A 1,938-nucleotide genomic window follows, 5' to 3' on the forward strand; every position below is an offset into this window, starting at 1 on the left:
CSCTGCGACAGCGCGCTGCCACGGCGCAGCGCGGCATAGACGCCGAACGGAATGCCGACCGCGAGCGCAATGACGGCTGCCACCAGCGACAGCTCGAGCGTCGCCGGCAGGCGTTCGACGATCAGCGACGAGACCTTGCGGCCCTGGCGCAGGCTGAGGCCGAACTCGCCCTGCACCGCATTGCCGACGAAGCGTGCGAACTGGATCGGAAACGGCTTGTCGAGCCCCAGATCGGCGCGCAGCTGTGCACGCTGGGCGGGCGTGGCCTCCTGGCCGAGCAGGTTGGTGACCGGGTCGCCGACGTACTGGAACAGCATGAAGGAGATGAAGGCCACCGACAGCATCACGACGATGGCCTGCAGGAACCGGCGAATGATGAAAGCGAGCATGCGTGGGTGAAAGAGGTCCCGAAAGGTCCCGCGTGACTTTACTTCCGAAGCAACTTCCGAACCGCCTCGGGCAAACGAGGGGCCCGGGGGTGCGCATGCATGAAAAAGGGCCGCTCGGTGGCGGCCCTGGCTGGAGAAGGCGTCGTCGATCAGAAGCGGTGGCGCAGCCCGATCGTGAAGCCATTGCGCTTCTGGGCGCCGTTGGCTGCACCGCCGGCACCGTTGAGGCTGACATTGCCAGTCAGCTTGGTGGTGTCGGCTTCGAGGTAGGCGTCGGTGCGCTTCGACAGCGCATAGTCGGCAGCGGCGGTCAGGAATTTCGCGGTGGCATCGGCCGATGCAAGCGGCCCGCTTTGCTTCGCATGGAAATAGTGGATGCCAAGGTTCAGTTCGGTCGTGGCCTGGAAGTTGGTGCCGACGCTCCAGATCTGGCGCTTGTCGGCGGCCAGGAAGGCCGCGCCGCCAAAGCCGCCGTTGGCGGAGCCGGTCCAGAAGGCGCCGAGCGTCGCCCTGTCGGTGGCCGTTAGACCGGAGTCGACCTTGTTCTCACCCCAGCCGACATTGAAGTACCAGGGGCCGGTCTTGTACGACGCACCGAAGGTCGTGGCCTTCAACTTCTTCTCCGAGGCGAACTCGTATTCTTCGTAGCCCACGCCGGCACCGATGCCGCTGTCCGAATAGCGCAGGTAGCCGCCCACGGTTTTCCCACCGGTGGCCGAACCTTCTCCGGCCGACACCTGCAGCGCAGCGCGCACCGGGCCGACTTCGATCAGGTACTTGACCATGTTGTCAGCGCGCGCGCCCACCGCGAAACCGATCTCCGGCTTGTAGGCCTCGAAGTACGGCGAATAGGGGTAGGACGCGTAGGTGCTGGTGACGACGTCGAACAGCACGTTGTACTGGCGGCCGAGGGTCACGCGACCGAAGCCGGTCTGCAAGCCGACCCAGGACTGCTGCCAGAACTGTGTGGCCGCCTGCGTGCCGTTGTCGGGCAACAGGCGGTGCTCCAGGTTGACCAGCGCCTTCATGCCGCCACCGAGGTCTTCGACGGTGTTGATGCCGAGTCGGCTTTGCGACATGCCGCCGCCGATTTCGCGCCACATGCCGGCTTCGGCCTGCCCGGCATTCTGTTCGTTCGACGTGTGCCGCACCGCCACGTCGACGATGCCGTAGATCGTGACACTCGACTGCGCGAATGCCGAAGAACCCATTGCAGCGAGCGCCGCAGTCACCAAGATCGTCTTTCTCACAGTTGTCTCCTGTTGTCGGTAGCGAACTTCTTGTTGCAGGAATTGTCATTGAAGCAGCACGGTCGTGCGCTTTCCTGTTGCTACGCGTTCACTGGCGTAAACCTTGATTGCGACGAAGCCTGGTTCGTTCTTGTTGTGTCAATTCGTGTCACTCAGGTGACATGCCCATGAAAAAGGCCGCCCGAAGGCGGCCTTTGAACGAACTGGATCAGAGAGGCACGGCAAGCCGTGCCGCAGCGATCAGAACGAGTGGCGGATACCAGCTTCGAAGCCTTGCGACTTCTGGCCAGCAGCGATGT

At 63.7% G+C, this 1,938-nt stretch carries 2 protein-coding genes; both read right to left on the reverse strand.

Annotated features, from left to right (window positions below; genetic code table 11):
- Positions 1-389 (reverse strand): ABC transporter permease (locus AC1D15_RS29540; protein WP_477828822.1); only part of this gene is annotated, 389 nt, incomplete at its 3' end.
- A 149-nt stretch (positions 390-538) separates the two neighbouring features.
- Entirely contained in the window at positions 539-1,678 is a 1,140-nt protein-coding gene (locus AC1D15_RS29545; protein WP_477828823.1) for a porin, read from the reverse strand.
- Positions 1,679-1,938: the final 260 nt, after the last annotated feature.

It is taken from the genome of Rhizobacter sp. P2_H2 (genome assembly GCF_056403375.1).